The organism is Pseudomonas sp. LARHCG127, assembly GCF_052871455.1.
Genome location: NZ_JBIXJT010000002.1, coordinates 335,471 through 360,204, shown reverse-complemented (window position 1 = coordinate 360,204; position 24,734 = coordinate 335,471). Strand labels below are relative to the sequence as shown.

Sequence of the window (24,734 nt, the reverse complement as noted above, 5' to 3'; positions counted from 1 at the left end):
CCTTGAACATGAAAAAAACCGAAGCCGAACGCTTCGGTTTTTTCATGCTAAGGAGGCACGGACTGGGGCAGGTGGTAACTATGTATAGGTCGACGTATGACCTTGGCGCCGATACGACGCGGTCACTGGCCGGATTTGATTCGTGTCCAGGCCCGCGTGCGTGCGCGTTCGGCGTCCCTCGGCAACGGTTGCAACGTGTACAGCGAGGCCATGGCCGCTTCAGTCGGGTACAGGTTGGGGTTGCCGCGAATCGCCGGGTCGACCAGGTCGGTCGCGTCCTTGTTCGGGTTCGGATAACCGACAAAATCACTCACCGGCGCGATCACCTGGGGTTGCAGCAAATAGTTGATGAAGGTGTAGGCGTCGCCCGGGTTCTTCGCCCCTTTGGGGATGGCGAGCATGTCGAACCAGATCGGCGCGCCTTCCTTGGGCAGGCGCATGTCCACGGTCACGCCATTCTTGGCTTCCTTGGCGCGGTTGGCGGCCTGGGAAAAACTCCCGGAATAACCGACGGCCACGCAGATGTCACCGTTGGCGATATCCGCCATATATTTCGACGAGTGGAAATAGGTGATGTAGGGGCGGATTTTCAACAGCAGCGCTTCAGCCTTGGCGTAATCCGCCGGCTTCTTGCTGTTGGGGTCCAGGCCCAGGTGCTGCAAGGCCAGGGGCAGGATTTCCGATGGCGAATCGAGCAAGGCCACGCCGCACTGCTTGAGCTTGCTGATATTCTCTTCCTTGAAGATCAGGTCCCAACTGTCCACTGGCGCGTTGGCGCCCAGGGCGGCCTTGACCTTGTCCGGGTTGAAGCCGATCAGGATGGTGCCGTACATGTAGGGCACGGCGAACTTGTTGCCCGGGTCGTTGGCTTCGATCAGCTTCATCAGCTTGGGGTCGAGGTGGTTCCAGTTCGGCAGCTTGCTGCGGTCCAGGGGCTGGAACACCCCGGCTTCGATCTGCTTGGCCAGGAACACGTTGGACGGCACCACCACGTCATAGCCTGAGTTGCCCGTCAGCAGCTTGGCCTCCAGGGCCTCGTTGGTGTCGAAGATGTCATAGACCAGCTTGACCTGGCTGTTCTGCGCCTTGAAATCCTCCAGGGCCTTGGGCGTGATGTAGTCGAACCAGTTGTAGACGCGCAAGGTGCGCTCCTCGGCCTGGGCAGCGCCGCAAAGCAGCGCGGCGCACACGGCTGGGGCCATTAAACGCTTGAGTCTGTTCATGCTGTTGTTCCTCATGGGGCGCTTTGGAAACCTTCAAGAACGTTCACGGCATTGATGCCAATTTCTGCCACCGCGTAGCCGCCTTCCATCACGAACAGCGTCGGCTTGCCGAGCGCCGCGATGCGCTTGCCCATTGCCAGGTAGTCCGGGCTGTCGAGCTTGAATTGCGAGATCGGGTCGTCCTTGAACGTGTCCACGCCCAGGGACACGACGATGACATCGGCGTCGTAGCCGCGGATTTGCCCACAGGCCTGCTCCAGCGCCGCGCTCCAGGTGTCCCAGCCTGAACCGGCTGGCAAAGGGTAGTTGAAATTGAAACCCTCACCGTCGCCCTCGCCGTGCTCGTCGGCATAACCCAGGAAAAACGGAAACTCCGCCTCCGGATGGCCGTGGATCGACGCGAACAACACGTCGCTGCGCTCATAAAAAATCGATTGGGTGCCGTTGCCGTGGTGGTAATCCACATCCAGGATCGCGACCTTCTTGTGGCCCTGGTCGAGAAAGGCCTGGGCGGCGATGGCCGCGTTGTTGAGGTAGCAATAACCCCCCATCAAGTCGCCAGCGGCGTGGTGCCCCGGTGGACGGCACAAGGCAAAGGCACTGCGCGCACCACGCTGGATGTCCGCTTGGGCGGTGAGGGCGACTTGCGCGGCGCTGTAGGCCGCCTGCCAAGTGCCGGCGGTGATCGGCGCGCCGGCGTCGAAACTGTAATAACCCAACTGGCCGTGCAGGCTGGTGGGGATGACCGTACGAAAGGTCCGCGCCGGCCAGGTGAAGGGCAACAAATCGCCGTCGCGGTTGTACTTGGCCCAGCGGTCCCAGGCGCCTTTGAAAAATTCCAGGTACGCCGCGCTGTGGATACGCTGGATCGGCCCCAGGCCAAAATCCTGCGGCGCTTCTACCGGCCCCAGCCCCTGCGTCTTGACCCGCTCCAACACATGATCGGCCCGGGACGGCATCTCGAAACAAGGCATCAACTGCCCGTCCATCAACTCGCAGCGGCCGTGGTGCAGGTGGTGATCGTCTGAGTAGATCGTCAGCATTTTGTTGTTCTCCGCAAGGCTGGTCCGTGGACTACAGTCTTGCGGAGTGCAGCGTTTCAGAGAACGGCGGGAGAGGCCAAAAGGGGATCGAAATGGCCAATAAGTTTGACCGTAAATCGCCCCTTGTTAGCGCGGGTGTGCGCGGGGTTGGGGCACAAGGTCCCCTGTGGGAGCGAGCTTGCTCGCGAAGGCGGCGGCACGTTACACACCGATCTCAAAATACACTCGATCCCCGTGGCGAGGGAGCTTGCTCCCGCTCGGCGGCGCAGCCGTCGTAAACCGGCCGACGTGGTATTTGCGAAGAAATGCGTCAGCCTGTTTTGGGGCGGCTTCGCCACCCAGCGGGAGCAAGCTCCCTCGCCACGGGGTTGGTGGTGTTGCCGTTAGCGCGGGTCGACGTTATCCAGCGCACGGTTGGCCAGCAATGAACTCATCTCGATCAGTTGCTGAATGCCAAGGGCGATGTGGCGGCGGGGGCCTTCCAGGTCGAAGGCGAGGTTGCTGATCATCGCGTCGGCGGATGCCAGGTTTTCGCTGAGGTTGGCGAGCAGGCATTCGTTGTCCGCTTTTTTTGACACGGTGAAGAGCTGGTCCGGTTTGGGTGCATCTTCGGACTTTTCCGGCTTCGGTCGCAGGTAGTAATCCAAGGCGCGCTTTTCTGCGTCATCTTGTTTCTTCGTCTTGGATTGAGCGGACGCAGAGGTGCGCTCTGCTTCGGGGGGATTCGGTGTTGGCTTGAACATGTGCTGATACTCCATGGTTAAGCCGCAACCTCTTCCCTACTAAAAGAAGGGTGGCGGCTGTACGCAGGTTAGTAGACCGGGGAGATCAGCATTGCCGGCGCGCCGAAGCGCCCTGCGCACAGCCACCATCAAGGACAGGTTAGAAACCTGCTTGGATGGAGAGCTCATGCATCCTACTGACACAACCTCGGGCTACTAAACCCGACCACTGATGGACAGTGGCAGGGAAACGATAGAACCCATGAGCAAGGCGCACAAGCGGGCGGATTCTGGCGTAGTTGTAGGCAATGGCGCAAGGATTCGTAGCTGGGTGGAAGCGTTGCGGCGGGAGAATAAACAAGCCTTGGTAATGCCCAGGAATCGGGGCGATGGAGCTTGCCCTTGCTCGGTGGCGCAGCGGTTTTTCTGTAGGAATGTGCCCGCCTTTTTTGGGGTCGCTGCGCAGCCCAGCGGGGCGGTGCGGCGTTTCACTGAATCCCCTCGCCACAAAATCGGTGCCCACCACCAATCCCCTGTGGGAGCGAGCTTGCTCGCGATGGCGCCAGCACGTTACATACCCAATTCGAAGGGGACGCGTTCGAACTACACCCGCTTGCAACTCAGACCTTGATACCTTTAAGCCATTGATTCACTTGCCCGCAATCAAAGATCGTCGGGTCGAAGATTTCCCCATACCACTCCACCGTAGCGCCGTGCTCGGGATGTCCGGGGTCGGCCATGGCCTCTAAAAACATTTCGTAACCAGGCCCTCCACCCACGTCTTCCGGTGGGCAGGCATTGGCACCTTCGATGCAATAAGGCACTTGAGGACAAGCAGTAGCGGGTAATGTTTTTTCGACCTTGATACGGTGATGCCAATCATCACCAAAGTCATAAAGATAATTGAATGTCCGTTTTCCGTTTAGTGCCTTGATCAGTGTTTTACGAGCTTCCGGATTCACCGGCGGCCCCCAGCCATCAGGGTCGGGCATGCCGTAATTCGCACCGGCAATTTCAAATTCATGCAAATGGTAGTCGCTCCAGCCCATCACGATCTGGATCACGTGATGCAACCTGCCCAAGGTAATGTTTTCAGGCACTGCGAACCGACGCCAAATCGTGGGAGTCATCCACTTCAGCTCGATGTGCAGCAGCAATAAGTCACGCTCGGGCTTTGGCAGGCGAACAGTTTTAGTCATGGGTCAGGCAGCCTCGCTGTGTTTTTTGAGTTTGAGAGTTACACTCCAGCGGTCATGCCAGAGTGCAGCTTCAAGGTGATTGAACAACCTGAAGTCAGGCCATTTGAGCTTCGATTTCTGCGAGCAAGCCTTGAATCAAGCCTGCCGCATAACGTTGTGCGCTGATCAGATCGTCTTCATCGTCGCTGCCATGAAACCGTGCGTATGCGACTGCTCCGACCTTTTCAAAACCATCGCTGAATTTATCGTCGCCAAAGCGCTGGGCCAATGCAGCCAACCCATCGCTCACGGCCTCTCCATGCTGTCCCGAGCGAATTCGCTCAACAAAGAGCCCGGCAACATTTTCAAGTGAGCCTGAGTACCGAACTACATGGTTGAGATCCGCTGCATCCTTGTTCTCTTGCCGCTGATCGAGCGCAATAGCTTTCAGAATCACGAATGCAGGCACGTCTGCAAAACGTATGATGTCGACCGACATTCCTCCACCGTCGAGCAGTTGAGCACCGACCTCTTTTTCTTGATACCAGTCGTGCACGATTTTGGCGTGTTTAATGGTCAGTGCTGAGACCTGCTCGCCGCTGACGCTTACGGCCTTTCCAGGTTGCTCGTCACCGGCATCACGCAGTAGCTCGACAACGACCTCAATATGCTCATCAACTGGTCTGCGCCATCTCCAAGACGTTGGCTTTCCATCCTCGACCCAACGTGAAAACCCACGCGCCTTCAACTGATCGGCAAGGCTGGCATATTCGTCGCCGGTCGCCAGGACTTCTAGGTTCAGCACAATGTCTACATCAGACGTACCCGCATGCATTGGCACGTCTGGTGGTGCCTCTGGAGTCAGGTAGCGAGGCACTAGGCCGCCGATTAAACGCAATGTGTCCTTCAAATTACCAAATGCACTGAGTAGCGTGAGTAGGGTCCTCTCACAAGCGTTCGTTACATCAGCGTCGTACCCCGCGGCCGTGCGGGGTTTCAGTTCCTTGACCATTCAACCTCCAAGATTTTCCTGATGTGTTCAGCCAGCTCTTTGTTTCGCCCTCGACCGTCAAGTAGATCAAGATAAAGAATGTATGGGCTTACAAAATATGCAGGGTATTCGGGATGGCGCTGCCTAAACAGCAAGCTAGCGCCATCACGCTCCGTGATGGTTACGTTCGACCCTTTTTTTGCGGGCTTTAGCCTGAGCATATCCGCTATGTTCCCCGCATACCCTTTAGGGACAATCAGGTCCACAGCGTCTGTGCTTGTTAGCAATGGTGCGAATACGTTGCCAGCAGCGGTCCCTGTGAATGCCCATGGAAAATCGATCTGCTTTTCGGCAACAGTTTCTGCAACCCGTGCAAGCAGGTGCTTTGGGCTTTCCACAAACGTATGCCAAGTGGATGAATTCTCACGTGCCCGTGCCTGCCATTGCTCGGCCCACGCGTCGAGTAACGCTCCTGGGTTGACCAATCGTCTGCGTCGGGTTGGACCTCCACCTACGGACTCGCACCATTCGCGCTGAGTCAGCTCTTGAAGCACCAGGGAGCACGTGTACTGAGAGGTCTCTGCTAAATTTGATAGCTCAGTGCCCGTCAGCCATTCATGACTGTGCGCTAGCAGCGAATGAATGACATTTTCGCGAGCGCCTGTAAAAAGCTGTAACGCTCGCCTTGAAGCGCTGGGTTTTGATGGCCGCTGTATATCAATTAGCCAAGAGTCATGCTTGAGGTAGAGGCTTCCACCTAGCTCAAAAAATGCGATGTCTCTCTCTTTCAGTTCTTTTTTTGCGCCAGGGCTCAGCGACTCCGCTGCAATCATCCGGACACTGTCAACATCGTGGAGTCGATTTCGTTCAAAACTGTCCAGGCGCCAGACTGCATCTCGGATGTCCCGAGGGTAAGCACTGCCAATGACCTCGACGAGTATCTTTAAATCTTTAGCTGAGGTGCTCAGTTCGATCACACCATCGGGATCTGCGGCTAGACCATGCCCTGAGTGCACTTTAACGCGCGCCTCGTGACCAAAAGCGTCAGTGAGACTGTGCCCTAAGCTGTCCAAGACCTGACTCTCAAGCTTGGAGTCCCAATCATGATGTCTTTCCATCTCTTAGCTCCTTTCCGGTCTTTAGCTGCCCAGCAAAATTTCCCCTTAGAGCTATATCTTAGCTTAAAGCGGATTTTTAGCTCGACAGCTAAATATATGATTTAGGCTAAAGATAGATCATTTTTTAAGCTAGTAAGGCTCTGGCGAACTAGAATGGGCTTGCAGCCAATAAGACTATTGGCGTCCCAGCTCAGACCATTGGATGGACCTGCGCCGGTCAACTAACGGAATCGAGATCCAACGTATACGATTCACCAATCGCGTACCCATGAGCGCCACGGATCAGCTCACCGGCGTCATCCAGAGCCGGCGCCATTGCCAGTGGCTCGGCCACTCTGTTCTCCGGATGCGCCTGCCAGCGAGCCAGGTTTTGTGCCAATTGCTCAGGTTGTTCCGACAAACTCCCATAGACATTTTTTTCGCTGACCGACGTGGTGCACAGCGTGGCTAGGCGCGCGCGCGTGTTGTGCATCTTGTCGACTTCTCGGATGAGCGCAATGTTGATGGCGCTTTCGCTACGCCCATTGGGTGCGCCCCGTCCCGCCATGCGACGCTCTTCATCACGCAACTGTTGGGTAATCCGTGCCAGCGCATTGTCGATCCATTCATATTCGCGTTTTGTCGCCAGCGTGCTTCCGCTGATCTGCGCTTCCTGCCAGCGTCGCAGAGTCGCCCAACAAGCGGGGATGTAGCTGGGTACCATGAAGTGATCACCGGTCTGGATGAGTTGGGCCAGCAATGCCGGACGGTTTGGCAAGCCATGTTTATGCTCAAGGGCCACTTCGCAGGCGGCGTGTTGGGTGATGGTGTCGCAATGGGGCATCCACAGGATTGAAGAGCGCTCCTTGCGATCGAACTCCACCGGCAGGAAGTGCCGCAAGATGCCGTGGTGTTCGTAGGGCTCGCCCGTCAGGTTAGTGATGCCCGCCACGAACACGGAAAGGCCGACCGGTACGTTGGCGAATGCAAGGGCCAACCCCGTGCCATAAACACCGCTCTTGGTATTCATCCAACTACCGGGCACGCTGGGTATCGGGTCGTTGTGGTTGACCATTCGATAATGCACCAGGGCTTCGGCGTTTTTTGTAAAGGTAGCGTCGGCTGCGCGAGGGGCGCCGTAGGTGTAAAGCTGGAGGGTGTAGCCTTCTGGTCTGCGCCGCAGCATTTCTGAAAGGAGTAACGCTACCGCACCGCCCAGGCTGTGGCCGCATATCAGCAGTTTTTGCCCGGCGTAGAACCTGTCCAGATAGCTCGTCACGAAGGCCGCAGTTTTTTTGGCGGCGCCATAGAACCCTCGATGCACCTGGCCGACACCTTCTTCAAACGGCACTTGGAGCGCATCGGCGTCGCGCAGGGAATCGGCGGTTTGCTGGGTGCCACGTACTGCTATCAGGATCAGTTCGTCGTTGTGGGTGATGTAGGCCTGGGTGTCGGTGCTTTCTTGCTTGTCGGTGTCATCGAGAAAATGGACTTTGGCGGGATGTTCCTGATGTACACCCAATTCCGGATCGTTGGCCGCGTAGAGGGCCGGGTCGAACGGCACGATCTCCAGGCGTTTGGAGTAGGGCACGTCTTCATAAAGTGGGTAATAGGGTTTTGTCTGCTCCGGATAGAACTCCCCGAGTTCTTCGAACTTGGCCAACGCATCCGCGAACCAATTGCCCACGCTTGGTTTCTTGGTGAAGCTCAGCGGCGTTGTTATCGGAGCCTTGCCAGGTGTTTGCCCGAAGGGGCAGTAGGTCAAGGTCGACATGAGCGCCAATTGATACAAGTTGAGCGCGCAGAATTCAGGGGCGGTGGACAGCATGGGGCGTAAGGCGCGCAACGGGCGAACTTCCAGCACAGTGTGTTTTTGCGGCATCAGCGCTACGCCGAGCCTGCCATGTTCACCCATCAGGCGTGCCGGCCCCGAAGGGGCTGGGTAATGGCGGTACACCTCGGGGGGCAAATGCGCGACATGCTTGACCAGGTGCCGTACTTCCACTTGGAAGTAATCGTCTGCACAGGCTTGTGCGGGATTTTCCCGGGTGCGTGTGGCGTTTGGGTTCAGGTAGCGGGTTTGCTCGGCGCGGACTTGTAGTTCGGTGATTTGGAGGGGGTAGTGAGTTCTACGTTGAAGCTCGATATAAAACTTCTCCTGCCCTTGATACGGTTGTTCAAAGGCAAGGGCAAGCGGCCCTGCGTAGTGGTTGATGACCTTGCCGATGCCCATGGCATCCAGGTTGCCTGAGTATTGTTGTCCTTCCGAATCGGTCGCCATATAGGCCAGTCCCGCATAGGGCTCGCCAGAGCCCAACTCATCGACGAGCTGAAAACTGGTCCATCTACCCCCGACAGGACAGGCCAAATTGCGCCTGCTTAGCCTCGACTCCAATTCCTTTTGAAACGACGTCATACGCGATCTCCTTATTCCGTACAACCGGGGTAAATAGTGCATTTGCGCCCATCGGGCATCTGAAAGCCGCTGAAGTCTTTGTAATTACCGAAACAAAATGCGTATGGATCTTCGAAGTTCTCGCCCATGCAGCGTTTCCAGCCGTTGGGCACCTTCACCCAGGTATCACCCATGTAGGGCTTCTCTTCGCGGGCCAACTTGATCTTCATCCTCACGGTTTTACCCGGCAGTTGATCAAGGGTGTACGCCGAGAAAGGACGTCCACGCCCAAGCTCGCCTTGTAGGTTGGTTTTTTTGCAGTCAAGAATTTTTCTGAGAATGCGGGGCTTGCCTGAGGTGCGGAACAACCATTGGCATTGGCCGTAAAAAGTGCTTTCACCCGCTTCGCTGAACGTGCCTTTGTATTGCGCTTCCAGGTCATCGCGAATCACGACGTTGGCTGAATCTTGACTGATATCGCTCCAGTCCTTGCCATAGGCGGAGTTGATTTCTAGCTCAATGCGGCTGATCACCAGCGGGCAACCCATACGGGTTCGGCGAATAACGATTTCGGAATCGGGTTTGTATGCCTTCCGCCACTCCCTGTTGAATACCGGCGCTTTGTTATACCGGGTCTCGACGGCGCAGGTTTCGCTTGGGGCGGGCACGTAGTACACCGCTGCTTGGTAGGCAAAGCCAGGCGGCAAATCCGCCGTAAAAATAAAGGTGTTCAGTTGTCTGTCGGCACAACCTGTCGTGAGCGCCAGGCAGCCGCTCAAACCCGCCATTCGCAGGGTATGTTTCATCGCGACGTATCTCCTTGCCAGGACGCCGTCATCAGGAGTACCCGTTCAAAATGCTCGTCGGGGCTTTCAGCTGATCGTACTTGCCAATACGGCGCCGGCGCCTGGGCGGGTGCTTGCAGGCGCTGGGTCAGTAAAAACTCCAACTGCTCGGGCGCCCGCCACTGCCAGGCCTCGGCCTGGTCGAGCGTGGCACGCAACCACGCCTCCGGCTTTTGTTGCTCGGCCAGTGTTGCGAAGGCCTGGACATGCTCGGCCAACAGGAAGCGACGGGCATTGAGGAGCCGAACCTGCATCGCTTGTTGCGGGGTAACGGGCACCTGCAGCCAAAGAGGCGAATCAGGCACCGGATAGGTTCCTGGCGCCGGGTTATGCGTGCTTGACCAATGATGGCCCTGCCAATAGCAGACACTGATCGCTGGTCCGAGGTAGGCCGGATAGTCTTCAACGGACAGGTGCTTGAGCGCCCGGGACAGTACACGGTTGTCATGGAAGCGGTACAACGCCTGATGGGGGCGCTCTCCGATGATCAGCCGTTCCCGCCAGTGCTCCACCAGTGTAGGCAGCCGCCCTTTGGGAAGGCTGGCAAACCATCCCCAGTGGCTGTCCGGTCGGTCGAGCAATTCATTGATGTGTTCGTCGCCGGGCCGATCGAAGTTGAAGACAAAGGGGCCGGCGTCAGCGAGGTCAGCAACCAGCGTTTGGCCGTACACGCTCAAGTATTGGTCGGGACGACTGTTCTTGAGCAATGTCTGGCGCGTGGGGTGCTCATGTTCTGAGTCCAGGACGAGGCACAGGGCGTGGCCGAGGCGTTGCTGTTCGATCAACCATTGATGGGGGAGTGAGCGAGTCATGCGGCGGCGACTTCCATTGCGCAGAGACCCTCGCGGCAGGCCTCGCAGATCGGACAAAAGTCCAATCCCGCTGCTTTGCTGGCTGTTATCAGCGCGCGTTGAGTGGGAGCGAATACTGGGGCTGGAGCCGCCAAGGGATCGGTCAAACCGGGTCTGAATGATGAGGCAGTGGCGCCGGCCATGGGGGCGCCGCCGAGTTGGATTTCACTGCTGCTGTAGATACCACTGTGGTCGATCACGATGTGCTGGCCCCCGGCTTTCAAACTGAGGGTTGCGCCTGCTTCAAGGACCACATGAGCGCCTGCCTTGATATGTATCTGTTGTCCGGCCTCGACGGCCAGTGTCTGATCGACACGGGTGTGGCGGTTGGCGACGCGCAGGTAGTCATTGCCTTCGACCTGGACCGTGCGGTCGGCGGCCGTGGTCCGATGCTCTTCGGCGTGCAGGACAGTGATGCTATTGCCCTTGATGGTTTCTCGTCGCTCGTTGCCAATCTCCAATCGGCTGTCGTTTTCGATTTTCTGTTCCATGTCACGCTGAGCTCGCAAATAGATCAGTTCCTGACCTGCGCGATCTTCCAGATGCAGCTCATTGAAGCCCTTGCCGTCCGGTGAGCTGCGAGAGCGAAACACGGTACGGGTCTTGTGCGCAGGCAACGGGTAGGGCGAGGCATTGGCGCTGTTGGTCAGGCATCCGATGATCAACGGCTTGTCGGGATCGCCCTCCATGAAGGCCACCAATACCTCCATGCCCACCCGCGGGATCGTGGCGCCCCCATAGCTGTTACCCGCCCAGTTGGAGGCGACTCGCAACCAACAACTGCTGCCGTCATCGACTTGTCCCGCACGATCCCAAAAGAACCTGACCTTGACCCGACCATACCGGTCGCAGTGGATATCTTCGCCCAGGGGGCCGGTGACGATTGCGGTCTGACTGCCGGATATACGTGGCTTCTTATAGACCCGCTGCGAACGGAAGATCGCGTCCCAAGGCGTGGCAACGAAGCGATTGCGATAGCCCTGATTGAAGCGGTCTTCAGCCTCGCCAGCGTTACTGGGGGTGATTTCCCCCAGCACTTGCGGCTGTTTGCCTTTGTGATGCACTTCGGTCAGGAGCCATAGATCATTCCATTCCTGGCGAGGGTGCTCACTCAATGTCAGGAAGTGCCCCGTCCTCAATGCTGGCTGATCACTCTTTCCTTCGGCCTGGCGGTAGTCGGCGCGATGGCGTTCCAGGGCTCTCTGGCTCAATAATTTGCCGCGTTTTTCCTGGTTAAAGTCGCCCGGATAATCATAGGCTTCCAGGTCTGGCTGAACGTTTTCGACGCCGGGCTGACAGCTGCTCTCCAACAGGAATGTCGCCTTCTCGAAATCGTAATCACGGCGGGTGACGCGGCTGGTCCGGGTCTCCAGTCGCAGGCCAAATCGGTGGATGACCGGCTCGTCGTCAACCATGCCGCTGCCGTGTTTATAAACAGTGCGGTGCTCAAGCCGGGGAAATACGGTCTGGTTATCACCAAATACCAGGTGATGGCCCGACTCACTGTGCTGGAAGTGATAATGCAGGCCCTCTTCGTGACACAGGCGCTCAATGAAGTGCAAGTCGGATTCGTGATACTGCACACAGTAGTCACGAGGTAGATAACTCGTACTTAACTGGAAACGATGGGCATCGGTGAGAATGCCGTGCTCTTTGAGGATCGATGTAATGATCTGCGGAACACTGGCGTGTTGGAAGATGCGCTGGTTGGTGCGGTTCTCCAAGTAAATCAGGCGTGGCATTAATGTTATTGCGTAATAAGTCAGCCTTTTGCCTGAATCGCCTTGCGCAGCACGATAAATCACCCCGTGGACACCGCCTCCCTGTTTATCAAATGCTAGAAAGGCCTGTTTGTTTAATAAATGTTCCAGGTTTATATCCCATTGTTCGCTGACAAGTTCAATGTCGAATGAATAGGGGGTGCTGATGGCTTCTGAACCTTCGAAGGCCAGGACTTGGAAGTCGTGCGTGAGGTCACGGATCGTAAGGCGGAAGTTGGACAGATCAAAGGTGGGTAACATGGCGAACGTCCTTGGGTTGTGGCTTTAGCTCCTGATTCCATTGAAGCAGACTTGGCGGATGATCGCGTAGACCCCGGTAAAAAAGGAAAGGGATGTAGGAATTTTCTTTCATTGATCAACGAGATTGCGACAGAAATAATTTGAAGCGTTTTGTCATTTTTTGAAAGGTAAATTCATCATCTCCAATACTGGCTCGACGTGGGAAATTTCACTTGGAGTCCATTTGGTTTTGTTTCTTTAAAAAAAGGAAAGCTCCTACTTTTTTATTCTGAAAACCTTGGCATTCTTCGCGGCGTTCGGCAGGTAAGAGAGCGGTGAGTGTTTGGGGCGAGGCGGCTGGATTGTATTTGGCGAAATCTCCTACAAACGAAGCTGAATATTTGCCTTGAATAACCATGCTGTCCAAACAACCCATGCCACTAGCAGAACTTTCAGGGGGGTAAATGTCATATTCCGAAAAACTGTCCGTCCATTATTTGTTGCTCGCCAAGACTCCCGTTTCCAAGGACAGTTTTGCGGGTTCGGACGTGCGTTTTTCAAATGAATACGAAGCCTTGGAAAGCGAGGTGGGCAAAGCCCAGTCGATGCACGAAAGTGGTCAGGTCGACTGGATGAAGGTCCTTGAGGGAAGCGAAGCGCTGTTGCGGACCCAGTCGAAGGATCTACGTGTGGTGGCTTGGCTGGTTTGGGCGCTGTATCAGCGAGAGTCGTTCCAAGGGCTGCTGGCGGGTCTCGGTCTTTTGCAGCACTTATGCAAGCACCATTGGCTGGATATCCACCCGCTCAAGAATCGAACCCGTGCCGCCAGCTTCAATTGGCTGTTGCCTCGCCTGGAGCAAGCGTTCGGCGATGACATTGCGATCAAGGAGCAGTTGCCGATGTTCCGCCATCTGGCGGAACAACTGGAAGGCCTCGATGCCGCTTGCACCGCCCAATTGGGTGACGACGCACCTCTGCTGCTGCCGCTGTGTCGGCGCCTCGACAGTATGATCCAGCGAGCCACCGAAAACCGGCCGCAGCCTGGTGCCATTGGAACGGTTGTGGCTCAGGTAAAACAGGTTGCCACCCAACTGCTCACGCCCGGCTCTCCGATCGAAAACGAAAAAGAAGCCCACAAGGCCCTGCGCGCCCAGCAGGAAGGTGCGCGTCCGTTATGCGCCTGGTGGCTCAAACAAAAAGCGACTGACGCTCGTGCCCTGCGCCTGAATCGCACCATGCTCTGGCTGGCCATCGATGTATTGCCCGAGCGCAATGCCGAGCAGGTCACCCAGCTGCGCGGCCTGCCGGCGGACAAACTCAAGATTTATCAAGATCGATTCCAGCAGGGTGATTACGCAGACCTGCTTGTGGAGATCGAGGCGAGCCTGGCGACGGCACCGTTCTGGTTCGATGGCCAGAGGCTTGCCTGGGAATGCCTGCAAGGGTTGAACGCCGAGTTGGCCATGCGGGAAGTGGAAGTCCATTTTGCGTTATTCATCCAGCGCCTGCCGGGCATTATCGAATTGCGCTGGCATGACGGTACGCCGTTCGCCGATTCGGCCACCCGGAGTTGGATCGCTGCCCAAGTCAAGCCTCACCTGCAGAGTCCCGGCGCGGCACCCACGGCCGATGTCGCCGACAACCTTGCGCCTTGGGAAGGGGCGCTGAAGGAGGCCGAGGCGATCCTGCGCAACGACGGTCTCAAACCCGCCGTTAAGTTGCTCAGGCAAGGCATGCAAAGCGCCAATGGGGCGCGCGAGCGATTCCTTTGGCACTTCGCGTTGGCTCGTGTGTGCTTTTCGGCCAGGAAATACGAACTCGCCAAGGTCCAGTTGGAGGCCCTCGATCAGACGCTACGAAACGCAGGCCTGAATGCCTGGGAGCCGCTCTTGGAGCTGCAGGTGCTGCACCTGTTGCATAGCTGCTGCGAGCTGTTGCCACAAAACCACTCTGTACGTGAATGCAAGGAAGAGACCCATCGCAGGTTATGTCACCTCGATCTGGAACGGGTCATTGAATAGGCCTCCGGGTCCCAAATTGAAAGAAGGAGAAAATCATGGCCAAAGAAGGCTCGGTCGCCCCTAAGGAACGTATCAACGTTACCTTCAAGCCTGCCACCGGCGGTGCCCAGGAAGACATTGAACTGCCGTTGAAACTGTTGGCGATCGGTGATTACACCCACCGTTTGGATGAACGCAAGGTCGAGGATCGCAAGCCGATCGGCATCGACAAAATGACCTTCGACGAAGTGTTGGCCAAGCAAGAGCTGAACCTGACCCTGAGCGTACCGAATCGTCTCCAGTCAGAGAGCGGCGCTGAGGAGCTGCCTGTACAGCTGCGCTTGAACTCGATGAAAGACTTCAATCCGGCGAGCCTGGTCGAGCAAGTACCGGAACTCAGCAAGCTGATGGCGCTGCGCGAGGCGCTGGTGGCACTCAAAGGGCCGTTGGGCAACGCGCCGGCGTTTCGTAAAGCCATCGAAGGCGTACTCGCCAATGACGACTCCCGCCGCCGCGTATTGGATGAGCTGGGCCTGGACACCACAGCGAAGAGCGCTTGATTTCTTTCAGCCAAGGAAGCCGAAACATGAGTACCCATGCAGTACAGCAGCAGAGCCAGGACAACGCGGACTACAGCATTCTTGAAAGCATCATCGCCCAGACCCGTCTGACTCCGGACGATGAAGCCTACGACATTGCCAGGCGCGGTGTGTCTGCATTCATCGAAGAGCTGCTCAAGCCGCAAAACAGCGGCGAGCCGGTCAAGAAGGCCATGGTTGACCGCATGATCGCCGAGATCGACGCCAAGCTCAGTCGCCAGGTGGACGAAATCCTCCACCACCCGCAATTCCAGGCGTTGGAATCGGCGTGGCGCGGTTTGCAGTTGCTGGTGGACCGCACCGACTTCCGCGAAAACATCAAGATAGAAATACTCAATGTGTCCAAGGACGATTTGCTGGACGACTTCGAGGACTCACCGGAGGTCATGCAGTCGGGCCTGTACAAGCACATCTACACCGCAGAGTACGGCCAGTTCGGTGGGCAACCGGTGGGCGCGGTCATCGCCAACTACTACATGTCCCCAAGCTCGCCGGATGTGAAATTGATGCAGTACGTGTCCAGTGTCGCCTGCATGTCCCATGCGCCATTCATTGCTGCGGCCGGTCCGAAATTCTTTGGCCTGGAGAGTTTCACGGGACTGCCGGACCTCAAGGACCTGAAAGATCATTTCGAAGGCCCGCAATTCGCCAAGTGGCAGAGCTTTCGTCAATCGGAAGACGCTCGCTATTTCGGCCTGACCGTCCCGCGCTTCCTGTTGCGCAACCCATACGATCCGCAAGAGAACCCGGTCAAGTCGTTCGTCTACAAGGAAACCGTTGCCAACAGCCACGAGCACTACCTGTGGGGCAACACGGCGTACGCGTTCGGCACGAGGCTGACCGACAGCTTCGCCAAATTCCGCTGGTGCCCGAATATCGTCGGCCCACAAAGCGGTGGCGCAGTCGAAGACCTGCCGTTGCATCACTTCGAAAGCATGGGCGAAATCGAAACCAAGATCCCGACTGAAGTACTGGTGTCCGATCGTCGCGAATACGAATTGGCCGAGGAGGGCTTCATCTCCCTGACCATGCGCAAAGGTAGTGACAATGCCGCGTTCTTCTCCGCCAGCTCCGTGCAGAAATCAAAGTTCTTCGGTAACAGCGCCGAGGACAAGCATGCAGAGCTGAACTACAAGCTCGGCACCCAGTTGCCTTACATGATGATCGTCAATCGCCTGGCTCATTACTTGAAAGTTCTGCAGCGCGAGCAACTGGGGTCCTGGAAAGAACGCACGGACCTGGAGCGTGAACTCAACAACTGGATCCGCCAGTACGTGGCCGACCAGGAGAACCCAAGTGCCGAAGTCCGTGGCCGTCGTCCGCTGCGTGCCGCGAAGATTGTGGTCTGTGACGTGGAAGGTGACCCGGGCTGGTACCGCGTCGGCCTCAATGTAAGGCCGCACTTTAAGTACATGGGCGCCGATTTCACGCTGTCACTGGTTGGCAAACTGGACAAGGCGTAAGCACCCATGACTTACGGCAGTCTTTTCGAACGACTGGCTAGTGATTCTGAAAAGCGCAGGGGTTTGAGCCGCGAGGTTTGCGTTGTCACATCCGTTGCTGCGCATCTGGCCAAGATGCTCAGTACGCGGGCAGGTAGCGTGCAGACACTCGCGGATTATGGACTGCCGGATCTCAATGACATGCGCTTTAGCCTGCACGATGTCGGGAGCCAAGCCCGCAAGGCAATCGAGACCTTCATCAAGGCCTACGAACCACGTTTGCGCGATGTCTGTGTCGTTTTAATGCCGAGCAACGCCGATCAACTTCGCCTGTCCTTGCGCATCGACGCGTTACTGGATGTGGACGGGACCAGGCGACAGGTCAGTTTTTCCGCGCGCCTGGACGGCAGCGGTCAGGTCAAGGTCAGACAAGGATAGCCACTGATGTCGTTCAATCATTACTACCAGAGCGAACTGACGGCGCTCCGCCAGTTGGGTCGATGTTTCGCCGAGCGCAACCCGGCATTGGCACCCTTTCTCGGGCAGGCCGGACGGGACCCGGATGTAGAGCGGCTACTGGAGGGGTTTGCATTCCTGACCGGGCGGCTGCGCCAGAAGCTCGACGACCAGTTGCCGGAGCTGAGTCATTCGCTGATGCAACTGTTGTGGCCGAACTACATGCGGCCATTGCCAGCCTTCGGCATTTTGCAGTTCGATCCGCTGCAGCGATCTGGGCCCGCGTTTCGGGTCGAGCGCGATACGCCGGTCGAAAGCAAGCCGGTCCAGCAGGTGCGTTGTCGTTTCCTTACCTGTTACCCCACCGACGTACTCGCGCTTGATCTGACCCAGCTGAGTTATTCGGTAAAAGGGGAGGGGTCGCTGTTGAGTTTGCATCTGCAGATGCGTTGCGACGGTCATTTGGGCGAGCTGCAACTGAGCCGCTTACGCCTGCATTTGACTGGCGAACGCTACATCAGCCAGATGCTCTATCTCAGCCTGCTGCGTAATCTTGAAGGTATCGAGCTGATCCCGTTGGACGGTACCAGCGAGGCCCTACGGACGGCAGATGGCAGCCCGACGACGTTCAGGCTCCCCGCTGACGGGGTACAGCCGGTCGGGTTTGCCGAGGAGGAAGCGCTGGTCCCGTACCCGCTGAATACCTTTCGTGGCTATCGCTACCTGCAAGAATATTTCGCTTTCCAGGACAAGTTCCTGTTCGTCGATATCAATGGCCTGGACGTGATCAACACCTTGCCGCATGGCAACATCGAGCAGATACGAGGCTTGGAGCTGCGCTTCGATATTGGCAAAAGTGGTATCCAGCGAATGCGCCCGACGCTGGATAACATAAAGCTGTACTGCACGCCGATCGTCAATCTGTTCAAGCATGACGCCCACCCGATCCGCCTGGACAGCAAACAAGATGAGTATCTGCTGTTGCCAGCTGATTACGACCAGGAGCACTGCGGCGTGTTTTCGGTCGAAAGCGTCACCGGCTGGAGTCCCGGAGGCCTGGGTTATCAGGCCTATGTGCCGTTCGAATCCTTCGAGCACGATTCAAGCTTCGATGTGCCCCACAGCCGCCCCTACTACAGCGTTCGCCAGCGGCCTTCCATGATGCACGACGGTCTGGACACCTGCCTGGGCTTTGGCGTCCGGCACGCTCACCCTCATGAAACCCTGTCGATCGAATTGATGTGCACCAACCGGAACCTGCCGCGCCAGCTCAAGCCCGGGGACATCGATCAACCCAGCGAAAAAAGCCCCGAGGGGCTGAGTTTCCGCAACATCGGTCCGGTCACGCCAAGTTTCGCGCCGCCACTCAACCGCGACTTCCTCTGGAAGTTGATCAGCAACATGTCACTCAACTATCTGTCGCTGGCCGACGTCAATGCGCTCAAGGTGATTCTCGAAACCTACGATTTTCCGCGTTACCACGACGAACAGGCAGAGAAAGTCAGCAAGCGTTTGCTCAATGGACTCAAGTCAATCCGGCACGAGGCTGTCGACCGCTTGCACCGGGGCTTGCCAGTGCGTGGCCTGCGCACTGAACTGACCATCGACCCGCTGGGTTACATCGGCGAGGGCGACCTGTTCGTCTTCGCTTCGGTCCTCAACGAGTTTTTCGCGTTGTATGCCAGCCTCAATTCGTACCACGAGTTGCGGGTGAACAGCACACAAGGAGAGGTGTACCAATGGACACCCCGCATGGGCCAACAGCCGCTGCTATAAACGTGCTGACGCAAGGGATACGCGAGTACTCGTTATTCCAGGCCGTGTTGCTGGTCATTGATCGGCTGCGCGAGGCTCATCCTGGTTTGGACGATGAAGCGCTGTATGACCGGTTGGAGTTCCAGGCCAACCCAAGCCTGGGTTTCCCGTCCAGCGACATTGATCGTGTGGAGTTTTTTGAAGAACACGGCCAGGTGCGGGCGCGTCTTCGCTTGAACCTGATCAGCCTGGTGGGTGCGGGTTCGCCGTTGCCGGCGTTCTACGGTGAGCAGGCGGTAGGAGAGGAAAACGGCAATCCGACACGCGACTTTCTCGATGTCTTTCACCATCGTCTCCAACGGCTGATGCTGCCGATCTGGCGCAAGTACCGTTACTGCGCAAGTTTTCAGAGCGGTGCCCGAGACCCGTTTTCCGAACAGTTGTACGCACTGATCGGTTTGGGGGGCGAAGAGATTCGCAAGGCCAGCCAACTGAACTGGAAGCGTCTCCTGCCGTACCTCGGCTTGCTGAGCCTGCGTGCCCATTCGGCGGCGTTGATCGAGGCCGTACTGCGTTACTACTTCAAGCACGTCGAACTGAACCTCGAACAGTGCATCGAGCGGCGTGTGGACATTCTTGACGAACAGCGTAATCGCCTGGGGACCGCCAACAGTCTGCTCGGCCAAGACCTGGTGATTGGCGAGCGGGTGCGCGACCGCAGCGGCAAGTTCCGGATCCATATCTACGAGCTGGACTGGCAGCGTTTCCACGAATTCCTGCCCGTCGGAAACGGCTACCGACCGTTGTGCGCGCTGGTGCAATTCACCCTGCGTGATCCCCTCGAATATGACATTCGCCTGGTCCTGCGCCAGCAGGCGATTCGTGAGTTATGCATCGGAGAGCAGAACACCTGCCGCCTGGGATGGACCAGTTGGCTGGGACACGAGCGCGCTGATGGCGTGGTGACCCTTGGTAGAAAAATTCATTAGGAATGGATGACATGATCAACGTAGACCTTCAGCAACTGATCCAGGCATTGGATGCCGAAACCAGGCGTGACCTGGAGCGCTCGGCCGAGCATTGCGTAGCCTATGGCGCGGACAAGGTCCTGGTGGAAGACTTGATGCTGAGTCTGCTGGAACGACCCCAGAGTCTGCTGGCGCGCGCCTTGCAGGATGTCCAGGTCAGTGCCAGCGAGTTGAGCGCGGCCCTGCAACCGCGGATAGGGCACAGCGCTTCGCGCAACCCGGTATTCGCTCCGGAACTGGTGCAGTGGTTGCAGGATGCGCTGCTGGTGGCCAATCTCGAACTCGGCCGCAGCGACGTCGGACAAGCAGCGTTGCTCCTGGCGTTGCTGCGAAACCCGCTTCGCTACGCGGGGAGTGCTTATCTGGCGCTGCTTAACCGATTGAACATTGATCGGCTGAAAGCGTTCGCCCTGGCGCAACAGGCGCAACAGGCGCAACCGGTTGCCGGCCAGTCCATCACGTCGCACGGCTCGCTGCTGTCGCGCTTTACCCATGACCTGAGTCGACAGGCTCGCGAAGGCCAACTCGACCCGGTGCTCTGTCGCGACGGCGAAATCAGGCAGATGATCGATATCCTCGTTCGTCGCCGCAAAAACAATCCAATCGTCGTCGGTGAAGCAGGGGTGGGCAAGACCGCCATCGTCGAAGGGCTGGCGTTGCGCATCGCCGCCGGGGAGGTTCCGTCGGTGCTTCAAGGCGTTGAATTGCTTTCACTGGATATGGGGCTGCTGCAGGCTGGCGCCAGCATCAAAGGAGAATTCGAGCGTCGTCTCAAGGGGGTGATCGACGAGGTCAAGGCTTCGCCAAAACCCATCATCCTGTTCATCGACGAGGCCCATACCTTGATCGGCGCGGGTAACCACGCCGGGGGCACCGATGCGGCCAACCTGCTCAAGCCTGCCTTGGCCCGGGGCGAGCTGCGTACCATCGCGGCTACCACCTGGACTGAGTATAAAAAGTATTTTGAGAAAGACCCGGCCCTGGCCCGTCGTTTCCAAGCGGTGCAATTGCACGAGCCGACCGTCAGCGAGGCAGTGACCATACTGCGTGGCCTGGCCCGGGTCTACGAAAACAGTCATGGCGTCTACCTGCGCGATGACGCGGTGGTCACGGCAGCGCAATTGTCGGCCCGCTACCTGGCCGGTCGTCAGTTGCCGGACAAGGCCGTGGACGTGCTCGACACCGCCTGCGCTCGCGTGCGGATCAGCTTGGCCGCAGCCCCACAGAGCCTGGAGCGACTACGTGGTGAGTTGGCCGAAGGCGCGCGCCAACGCCAGGCGCTGCGTCGCGACGCAGAGGCTGGCCTGTCGGTTGATCTTCAGGCCCTGGAGGCGCTGGAGGTACGTCTGGCAGCCATCGAAGACGAGAGTCACACGCTGGAAATCCAATGGACCGAGCAACGTATCCTCGCGGAACGTTTGCTGTCGCTGCGTCAGCAATTGGCCAGGGCGCGGGAAAGCGCGGAGGATCAAGCCCACGGTATCGAGGCGCTGGAAGCGGCCGTGCATGAAACACACGACTCGCTGGTGGCCGCACAAACCCAGGAGCGCCTGGTCAGCTTTGAAGTTTGCCCGCGACTGGTCGCCGAAGTGATTCATGCCTGGACCGGTGTACCGCTGGCGCAACTGGCGCGCGAGCACAATCTGAAAGTGGCCAGTTTCGCCACAGACCTGCGTGCACGTATTCGTGGCCAGGAACCGGCCGTACAGGCGCTTGATCGCGCGATGCGCGCCGCCGCCGCAGGCTTGAACAAACCCGACGCCCCGATAGGCGTATTTTTGTTGGTGGGCCCCAGTGGCGTCGGCAAGACTGAAACAGCACATGCCTTGGCCGACCTGCTCTATGGCGGTGAGCGTTTCCTCACAACGATCAACATGACCGAGTTCCAGGAGAAACATACCGTTTCCCGACTGATCGGAGCGCCGCCGGGCTACGTCGGTTTTGGCGAGGGCGGCATGCTCACCGAAGCTGTGCGGCAAAAACCCTACAGCGTGGTGTTGCTCGATGAGGTCGAAAAAGCCGACCCGGATGTATTGAACCTGTTCTACCAGATCTTCGACAAAGGCCTGGCCAATGATGGGGAAGGACGGGAAATCGATTTTCGCAACACCCTGATTCTGATGACATCGAACCTGGGCAGTGAACGTATCGACGAGCTGTGCGAAAACGGCGCACGACCAAGTGCCGAGCGCCTTGAGGAATCCATTCGCCTGATCCTCAGCAACCATTTCAAGCCAGCGCTGCTGGCCCGCATGCGCGTGGTGCCGTATTACCCGGTCAGCGGGCCTGTGCTGCGTGAACTGGTGGAAATCAAACTCGACCGCCTGGGCGAGCGGTTGCGTCGACGTCAGTTGGGCTTCAGTTATTGCGAGCACCTCGTGAGCCATCTGGTTGAGCGCTGCAGTCGTAATGACCGTGGAGCGCGGCTGATTGGTCAATTGCTTGACCAGCACCTGATGCCGCTGGTTGCCGATCGCTTGCTCGCGGCCATGGCCGGCGGCGAACCGCTACGGCATGTGCGCGCGGTGCTCAAGGGTGAAGCCAGTGTCGCGTGCGAGTTCTCTTGAAATGGGCGCTCTGTTCAAAAAACTCTCGCAGCCACTGGACTATGCCGAAGCGCTCTTGGCGCAGTTTTCCAACCTCTCGCTGTTGACGGAAGGTGAGGCGTTGGTGGGGAATTTCATCCAGGGTGTGTCGCGGCTCAGCGGTTGTGAGCTGGTGCAGTTGTACCTGCTCGACGCCACCGGTACACGCCTGGAAATGAACACCGAATGCCTGGAAGGCCAATTGCATTTTCGTGAGCCGCAAAGCCTGCCTTCCGATTATCAGGCTGAGCAATTGTTGCAATTCTCCCTGGGCCAGAATCGTGTGGTGTGCCTCGGGTCGTTGAGCGACAGCGTTCACGAAACCCGCTTCCTGCCAGCCCGGGCCACACCTTGGCAGTCACTGCTTTGTGTTCCCCTGGTTGACCCGCAGAGTAGCGTCGGTGGCTTGTTGTTGTGTGCCAGTGCTCAGCATCTCGACTTGCATGGCGTCGCTGAATCCCTGGGGCATCTCGGGGCCTTCGCCCTTGGCCAGATGCATCTGCTGCAGCGTCTGCACCGTCCGGCCGAGGCACCTGTTACCTCAAGCCTGCCGAGCGGCATCAGCTACGGCCTGATCGGCAAGAGCATGGCCATGCGCAAGACCTGCTCATTGATCAGTAAGGTCCTGCACAGTCCCTATACCGTCTTGCTGCGGGGCGAAACCGGTACCGGCAAGGAGGTGGTGGCCCGGGCCCTCCATGACCACGGTCCGCGTCGATCCAAGGCGTTTATCGTGCAGAACTGTGCGGCGGTCCCCGAGAATTTGCTGGAGAGTGAGCTTTTCGGCTATCGCAGAGGGGCGTTCACCGGTGCCGATCGAGACCGTGCCGGGCTGTTCGACGTGGCTAACGGCGGCACGCTGTTGCTGGACGAAATTGGCGATATGCCGTTGTCCCTGCAAGCCAAGTTGCTGCGAGTGTTGCAGGAGGGCGAAATTCGTCCTTTGGGGTCCAACGACACCCATCACGTCGATGTACGCATCGTTGCCGCGACTCATCGCGACCTTAAGCAATTGATGGAGGAGGGCAAGTTCCGCGAAGACCTGTATTACCGTCTCGCACAGTTTCCGATCCAGCTACCGGCGTTGCGTCAGCGCGACGGCGACATCATCGAACTGGCGCGGCATTTTGCCGACAAAGCTTGCACGCTGCTGCAGCGTGATCCGGTGTGTTGGTCAGACGCGGCGCTCGATCACCTGTCGGCCTACGGCTTCCCGGGGAACGTGCGGGAACTCAAGAGCGTCGTGGAAAGGGCTGTGCTCCTGTGCGAGGGCGGTGAACTGCTCATCGAGCACTTTGCATTGCACATCGAGACCCCTTCCGAGCGCGGCCGCATCAACCTGCGTGAGCGGATGGAGCAGATCGAACGTGGTTTGCTGATCGATTGCTTGCGCGAGAACTCGGGCAACAAGACCCGCGCCGCCCGCGAGCTCGGCCTGCCGCTGCGCACCTTGATCTATCGCCTCGCGCGTCTGAACGTCCAGCGCGGTGATTTCAATGATTGACCCTTTCTTCGCGTTATTCGTAACCGTTCCAGCCCGATCCTTTCATTCTGGAGACTTCTTCATGCCTGTCTTTCCCTGGCGAGCCGTCCTGTCGGCGATTCTCGTGTCATTGGCCCTGGGCGGTTGTAACGCCAATTACAAATTCAACGACAGTGGTTATCGCCCTCTGGGTGATCCGCAGGCGGTCAATCGCGGCAAGTGATGCCAAGGAGCTTTTGATAGATGGAACTTGTTTTTGAAATGCTCAACGCCAGCCAGTTCGTCCCGTCACGGCTGTGCCGAAAGACCTTCGGGCCGACCGGCGGCGTGATCGGGCGGGGCGAGGGCTGCCACTGGCTCATTCCTGACCGCGAGCGCCTGTTGTCCAAGCGTCACGCGCAGGTCAGCTTTCGTGACGGCGCATTTTTCCTGACCGACACCAGTGGTAATGGTACGACCCATCGCGAAAGCGGCGTGCGCCTGCCCAGGGGCGAGCCGATACCCATACTGGATGGGAATGCCTACATTATGGGCGATTTCGAGATCCTCGCACGGCTGGTCTCCGGGCCGGCGGACAAGCCTGCCGAAGCGAGCCGCCCGAGGCCGATCGACAGTCTCATTCCCGACGACGCCTTTCTGGAGCTCGATCCGCTGAAGGCGTTGGATCAGCAGGACCGGGCCTTGCTGGACATCGATGAGCCGATAAATCCTGCGACCGTCCCGCCGGATGCCCTTGGGCGGCCGGATTATGCGCGTATCGACATGGAAAGCCTGCTCTTGCCGGAGCTGGTCGGAGCGCCAGTCGAACCAGGGCCCGCCCCCATCCAGCCCACCGAAACTATTGGCCACCCCCACGACGGCTTTTGGCAGCGCTTCGGTACGGCCTTGGGCATAGATCTCGAAAGCCTGGACGGCACGGCCCGCGAAGCCTTGGCGATCAACGCCGCGCTGCTGCTCAAGCAAAGCATCCAGGGCTTGCAACAGAGCCTGCGTATTCACTCGGGGCTGAAAAGCGAACTGCGCCTGGCCCAGACCTATGAA

General features: G+C 58.0%; 20 protein-coding genes and 1 pseudogene. 10 read left to right on the top strand and 11 right to left on the bottom strand.

From position 1 onward, the window contains the following. Positions 1–122: 122 nt before the first annotated feature. The 11 genes from ACIPQ1_RS05050 to ACIPQ1_RS05000 form a co-directional block, all read right to left on the bottom strand. Entirely contained in the window at positions 123–1,223 is a 1,101-nt protein-coding gene (locus ACIPQ1_RS05050; protein WP_434704348.1) for a polyamine ABC transporter substrate-binding protein, read from the bottom strand. An 11-nt stretch (positions 1,224–1,234) separates the two neighbouring features. Beyond that, positions 1,235–2,266, bottom strand: coding sequence for a histone deacetylase family protein (locus ACIPQ1_RS05045; protein ID WP_446533693.1), 1,032 nt, complete (start codon positions 2,264–2,266; stop codon positions 1,235–1,237). Between the two features lie 383 nt (positions 2,267–2,649). Further along, entirely contained in the window at positions 2,650–3,009 is a 360-nt protein-coding gene (locus ACIPQ1_RS05040) for a DUF6124 family protein (RefSeq protein WP_446533692.1), read from the bottom strand. Between the two features lie 599 nt (positions 3,010–3,608). Further along, positions 3,609–4,187, bottom strand: coding sequence for a plasmid pRiA4b ORF-3 family protein (locus tag ACIPQ1_RS05035; RefSeq protein WP_250962910.1), 579 nt, complete (start codon positions 4,185–4,187; stop codon positions 3,609–3,611). A gap of 94 nt (positions 4,188–4,281) precedes the next feature. Next, entirely contained in the window at positions 4,282–5,178 is an 897-nt protein-coding gene (locus tag ACIPQ1_RS05030) for a hypothetical protein (RefSeq protein ID WP_446533691.1), read from the bottom strand. Continuing rightward, positions 5,163–6,275: a type IV toxin-antitoxin system AbiEi family antitoxin gene (locus tag ACIPQ1_RS05025; protein WP_446533690.1), complete on the bottom strand. Its 1,113-nt coding sequence runs from the start codon at positions 6,273–6,275 to the stop codon at positions 5,163–5,165. The genes ACIPQ1_RS05030 and ACIPQ1_RS05025 overlap by 16 nt, the downstream gene beginning before the upstream one ends. Before the next feature lie 217 nt (positions 6,276–6,492). Beyond that, entirely contained in the window at positions 6,493–8,670 is a 2,178-nt protein-coding gene (locus tag ACIPQ1_RS05020; protein ID WP_446533689.1) for a lipase family protein, read from the bottom strand. 11 nt (positions 8,671–8,681) lie between these two features. Further along, complete coding sequence (locus ACIPQ1_RS05015; protein ID WP_250962914.1) at positions 8,682–9,455, bottom strand: hypothetical protein; 774 nt, start codon at positions 9,453–9,455, stop codon at positions 8,682–8,684. Continuing rightward, complete coding sequence (locus ACIPQ1_RS05010) at positions 9,452–10,306, bottom strand: DUF4123 domain-containing protein (protein WP_250962915.1); 855 nt, start codon at positions 10,304–10,306, stop codon at positions 9,452–9,454. Before ACIPQ1_RS05010 ends, ACIPQ1_RS05015 begins: the two co-directional genes overlap by 4 nt. Continuing rightward, positions 10,303–12,366, bottom strand: coding sequence for a type VI secretion system Vgr family protein (locus tag ACIPQ1_RS05005; RefSeq protein WP_446533688.1), 2,064 nt, complete (start codon positions 12,364–12,366; stop codon positions 10,303–10,305). Before ACIPQ1_RS05005 ends, ACIPQ1_RS05010 begins: the two co-directional genes overlap by 4 nt. Positions 12,367–12,574: 208 nt before the next feature. Continuing rightward, positions 12,575–12,772, bottom strand: a complete 198-nt coding sequence (locus ACIPQ1_RS05000; protein ID WP_446533687.1) for a hypothetical protein — start codon at positions 12,770–12,772, stop codon at positions 12,575–12,577. Positions 12,773–12,809: 37 nt separating this feature from the next. On the opposite strand from ACIPQ1_RS05000, the gene tssA reads away from it, so the two are divergent. From tssA to tagH, 10 genes and pseudogenes are all read left to right on the top strand, one after another. Continuing rightward, the gene (gene tssA, locus ACIPQ1_RS04995; protein WP_446533686.1) at positions 12,810–14,366 is read left to right on the top strand and encodes a type VI secretion system protein TssA; all 1,557 of its coding nucleotides are present in this window, start codon (positions 12,810–12,812) and stop codon (positions 14,364–14,366) included. A 35-nt stretch (positions 14,367–14,401) separates the two neighbouring features. Beyond that, positions 14,402–14,905: a type VI secretion system contractile sheath small subunit gene (tssB, locus tag ACIPQ1_RS04990; protein WP_446533685.1), complete on the top strand. Its 504-nt coding sequence runs from the start codon at positions 14,402–14,404 to the stop codon at positions 14,903–14,905. A 26-nt stretch (positions 14,906–14,931) separates the two neighbouring features. Continuing rightward, the gene (gene tssC, locus ACIPQ1_RS04985; RefSeq protein ID WP_446533684.1) at positions 14,932–16,407 is read left to right on the top strand and encodes a type VI secretion system contractile sheath large subunit; all 1,476 of its coding nucleotides are present in this window, start codon (positions 14,932–14,934) and stop codon (positions 16,405–16,407) included. A gap of 6 nt (positions 16,408–16,413) precedes the next feature. Further along, complete coding sequence (gene tssE, locus ACIPQ1_RS04980) at positions 16,414–16,824, top strand: type VI secretion system baseplate subunit TssE (protein WP_250962921.1); 411 nt, start codon at positions 16,414–16,416, stop codon at positions 16,822–16,824. 6 nt (positions 16,825–16,830) lie between these two features. Further along, positions 16,831–18,618 carry a type VI secretion system baseplate subunit TssF gene (gene tssF, locus ACIPQ1_RS04975; protein ID WP_446533683.1) on the top strand — a complete coding sequence of 596 codons (1,788 nt, stop codon included), beginning with the start codon at positions 16,831–16,833 and terminating at the stop codon, positions 18,616–18,618. Next, positions 18,582–19,586 carry a type VI secretion system baseplate subunit TssG gene (gene tssG, locus ACIPQ1_RS04970; protein ID WP_446533682.1) on the top strand — a complete coding sequence of 335 codons (1,005 nt, stop codon included), beginning with the start codon at positions 18,582–18,584 and terminating at the stop codon, positions 19,584–19,586. The genes tssF and tssG overlap by 37 nt, the downstream gene beginning before the upstream one ends. Positions 19,587–19,597: 11 nt before the next feature. Beyond that, a complete protein-coding gene (gene tssH / locus ACIPQ1_RS04965) occupies positions 19,598–22,192 on the top strand; it encodes a type VI secretion system ATPase TssH (protein WP_446533681.1) in 2,595 nt (864 codons plus the stop codon). 1 nt (position 22,193) lies between these two features. Beyond that, positions 22,194–23,714: a sigma-54 interaction domain-containing protein gene (locus ACIPQ1_RS04960; RefSeq protein ID WP_446533680.1), complete on the top strand. Its 1,521-nt coding sequence runs from the start codon at positions 22,194–22,196 to the stop codon at positions 23,712–23,714. 61 nt (positions 23,715–23,775) lie between these two features. Beyond that, positions 23,776–23,916: a type VI secretion protein gene (locus ACIPQ1_RS04955; protein ID WP_186709547.1), complete on the top strand. Its 141-nt coding sequence runs from the start codon at positions 23,776–23,778 to the stop codon at positions 23,914–23,916. A 20-nt stretch (positions 23,917–23,936) separates the two neighbouring features. Continuing rightward, positions 23,937–24,728 (top strand): annotated as a pseudogene (gene tagH, locus ACIPQ1_RS04950) (type VI secretion system-associated FHA domain protein TagH); the annotation flags it as partial. Positions 24,729–24,734: the final 6 nt, after the last annotated feature.